Origin of the sequence: Chryseobacterium contaminans (assembly GCF_001684955.1) — a bacterium.
GTDB lineage: Bacteria > Bacteroidota > Bacteroidia > Flavobacteriales > Weeksellaceae > Chryseobacterium > Chryseobacterium contaminans.
Map to the genome: position 1 here is coordinate 1 of NZ_MAYF01000167.1, position 3,173 is coordinate 3,173.

Here is a 3,173-nt window from a genome sequence, read left to right on the forward strand (position 1 = left end):
TATTATCTTCAAAAAGGCAGAGACCGGCCATGAGGAATACCAATTGGACAAAACCACTTTTCTTCTGAAAAAAATCACCAAAATACAAGGAAAAGACACTTTTGTACAGCGTTTTGAAGATTACACTTTATCCAACGGGCTGATGATTGCCGGAAAAAGCAGCCTGGAACGCAACGGGAAACTTGTTTATGCAGATTCTTTAACTCTATTCAAATATAATCAGGGGATTGCAGATCCGGTTTTTAATTTTCCTCCGGGTTATCACCTTACCTCTGAAAAAACACCCAAACTTTCTGCCAAAACCCTCTCTAAGGATGTATATCTGATTGAAAATGTAGACGCAGACCGGAATATCATGTTTATTAATATGGGAGGTTATATAGTACTCACCGAGGCCCCAATCGCTCCTGCTGTAACCCGGTCAATCCTGGAGGTCATTCATACTACCTTGCCCGGAATTCCTGTTAAGTATGTCCATCTCTCTCATTTTCATAACGATCATATTGCAGGCATTGCTGAAGTGGTAAAAGAAGGCGCTGCAATTATCTGTACGGAAGACATGAAACAGCCTGTGACAAAGATGCTTCAAGATACAGATCCCATTTACAACACCAAAAAAATAGAGTTTCTAGCTTTTAAACAGAAAAAAGTCTTAGAAAACAGCCGGAAAAAACTGGAATTCTACGAGATCCCCAATAGTCACGCAAAAGGAATGTCTTTTTTATATCTTCCGGAGGAAAAGTTGGTCTATCAGGGAGATTTGCTGTCATTACCTGCTGACTCTTACCTCACTCCCGCCATACCTGTGACTAAAGAATTTTCTAAGTTTCTTCATCAAAAAAGAATTCCTTTTACACAGATTATCGGGCATCACGGTCTTTCCCTCATTTCTCAAGAGATTTTTGAGAAAGTAAATACCATGAAAAACACAGGACCGCTTTTCAAAAATGCATTTGAGCAGTAGGCCCTGATATTAATGAATCCGGATCAGAAAGCGCTTTATCTTTTTAAAGCGTTCTCTAATTCTTTTCTGAAAATTTCAGGCTGGTCTATCCAGATATTATGTCCGGCAGATTTTATGAGTCTGAACTTAATATTCTTATAGTTTTTCATAAGCTCCTGATGCACTTCACCGTTGAAATCAAGGAAGTCATGGTCTCCGAAAATAAAAGTTGTTTTAGCATTATCGTTCAGGAATTTTCTGTAATCATACTTCCAGTTAACTGTTTCAGACATTACAGATGCGTCTTCTTTATAATAATGAAAACCGCCTTTCATAAGCTTATAGCGGTCAATTTTATAGATATTGGAAGCAGCATAAGACATTCGGTTGAAATCAGATCTTTCCCTGTCACTGGTAAAATTTCCTTTCAGCTCTTTGTATCTTTTATAAATGGGCAAAGCTTTTACTTCGGGTCTTGAAGCTAAAAACTTCAGCTGATCTTCTGTTCTTTTTGAAAAAACACCAATCATACTGTCAGACTTTGCGGGTATTGCTCCTACCAGAACTAGGTTTGATACTTTTTCCGGGTGCTGGCTAAGATACTCCATAGCCACCAGTGTCCCCATTGAATGAGCCATTATCTTCACTTTTCCGGTTCCAAGCTGCCTGATGAGCAGATCCAGATCCGCTACATTTTTCTGAAAAGTAAGTTTCTCCTTAGGCCCCGGAGAAAGCAGAGAACCTCTTTGGTCATACAGCACAAAATGATACCGGTCTTCGAGTCCCTGAATGGCATCCAGCATATATTCATGGTTCGCCCCGAATCCGCCATGGATAACAACAACGGTATCCTTCCCTGTTCCCATTTCCCGGACATAAATATCCTGATTGTAAACATCAAGGCTGTCAGGGGTTCTTAAATACCATTCAGAATAGTCTTTACTCTGACCAAACGACTGATTAAAAAAGCACATAAAGCAAAGCAACACAACACACGTCAACTGTTTTGTTTTTAATTTCATAGGGTTATCTTAATCTATTTTTCAACTCGCATAAGGATCATGAAGGTATTTTAAAAATATACTTTAAAACATTATTCATTTTTAATGTTCTATTGTAAATTTTTCATGATTTAGATTGTTTTCAATAGGGATAGTTAAGTTTAAATCTGAAAAATAATATTATATTTAAAGAAGTAATACTCCAAAACTATGTTGTTACTGAAAAAAGAGTCCAATCTGAGAAATTTTTATGACTGAAAATAATGAAGAAACTGTATCTTATTTTATTATTTATGTTAACAGGAATATTCCATGCGCAAATCCATAATATTCCCCAGAGTACTAAAGATGCTTTTAAGGGATATTGGGTATATAAAGCCAAATATTTCACCAATTCTGTAGCCATTGATTTTGAACCGGGAAAGAATTTTGCCACTTTCAGAGATATTGGCACCGGTGAAGCTCCTCCCCTAACCTTACAAGCCATGGTGAAAGGAAAATTATTAATTATTCCAGCCAAACAGCATCAAAATGATTATATAGAACTTGAAGTCATCAAAGGGAAATTACATTTAAGAACAAAGCAGACAACCTGGGATAGCCAAGGGAACATGATTAACAACAACAGCAAGCCCGAAGAAAAAACAGTATTTAAACGTAAAACACAAAAAGATTAATAACAAAGAATATGGATAAGGAACTTATCAAAAAAATACAAGACAAAAAGCATTATTATGAAAATGTAGAAGCTTTGGAAAAACATCTGGATCAGCATTTCAAAAGTGAGGAAATGACCGTTTTTCATGAAATGCTGTCTCTTGATTTTCATCTTGATGTTTATTTTATTCAACCTGAAGATGAAGATTTCAATCTGCTGGTGACCTCTGGAATGAGTCTGCTGGAAATGCAGGTCCCTGATAGCATTCCTAACAAGGAAGACTACACCTTTGCTGAACTTTTAATTTTACTTCCTAAAGATCTAAAATTTGAAAAAACATTTCCAAGTGAAGGAAAAAACGACTGGATTATCGGCATGATAAAAGATATGGCCAGATTTCCACATCACCAAGATACGTTCTTAACCGAAGGACATTCTTTACAGGCATGGAGCGATATTTCCGAGCCTTATGATGAGAACACACAGTTTACAAGCTGTATTTTACTTCCTTCTGCTACTTTTGATGATGATTTTATGCAGATTACGGTTGATGACAGGACTATTAATCTTT

The 3,173-nt window shown here is 36.7% G+C and carries 4 protein-coding genes; 3 read left to right on the forward strand and 1 reads right to left on the reverse strand.

Translation table 11 applies throughout. The features are described from left to right. Positions 1 to 964: MBL fold metallo-hydrolase (locus BBH99_RS10575; RefSeq protein WP_123873132.1), on the forward strand; the 964-nt coding region annotated here is incomplete at its 5' end. A 35-nt stretch (positions 965 to 999) separates the two neighbouring features. Here the strand turns inward: BBH99_RS10575 and BBH99_RS10580 are convergent. After that, positions 1,000 to 1,965, reverse strand: coding sequence for an alpha/beta fold hydrolase (locus BBH99_RS10580; protein ID WP_083188809.1), 966 nt, complete (start codon positions 1,963 to 1,965; stop codon positions 1,000 to 1,002). 242 nt (positions 1,966 to 2,207) lie between these two features. Between BBH99_RS10580 and BBH99_RS10585 the strand changes: the two genes are divergently transcribed. Further along, positions 2,208 to 2,621, forward strand: a complete 414-nt coding sequence (locus BBH99_RS10585) for a hypothetical protein (RefSeq protein WP_066695333.1) — start codon at positions 2,208 to 2,210, stop codon at positions 2,619 to 2,621. A gap of 11 nt (positions 2,622 to 2,632) precedes the next feature. Further along, the coding region (locus tag BBH99_RS10590; protein WP_066695335.1) for a suppressor of fused domain protein at positions 2,633 to 3,173 on the forward strand (541 nt) is incomplete at its 3' end.

Coding starts and splice junctions, on each gene's coding strand:
- BBH99_RS10580 (WP_083188809.1), bottom strand. CDS start 1,965: ATGAAATTAAAAACAAAACAGTTGACGTGTGTTGTGTTGCTTTGCTTT.
- BBH99_RS10585 (WP_066695333.1), top strand. CDS start 2,208: ATGAAGAAACTGTATCTTATTTTATTATTTATGTTAACAGGAATATTC.